Annotated in this window: 1 pseudogene; it reads right to left on the bottom strand. The window is 45.0% G+C overall.

The annotated features are described in order from the left end of the window. A pseudogene (locus tag FS666_RS19585) lies at positions 1–209 on the bottom strand (IS110 family transposase); the annotation flags it as partial.

Raw genomic sequence — 209 nt, 5'->3', positions numbered from 1 at the left:
TGTATAAGTCAGATGTTGCTTGCGTTCTTCATGAGTAGTGGCTGGATTAACAATGTGAACAGAATAGCCTTCCTCTGTTAAGATGCGAACGATGTCCTCGTAGTAATGGCCGGTAGCTTCTATACCAACAAAAACTTTCTCGGCGCGGCAGGACTGTCTGGCTTCTTCAATCTTTTGAATAAGAAGGCTCATTCCGGTCTGGCTAACCA

It is taken from the genome of Siminovitchia fortis, assembly GCF_007681465.1.
In the GTDB taxonomy this organism is placed as follows: domain Bacteria; phylum Bacillota; class Bacilli; order Bacillales; family Bacillaceae_C; genus Siminovitchia; species Siminovitchia fortis.
This window is presented reverse-complemented; position numbering and strand designations above follow the sequence as displayed.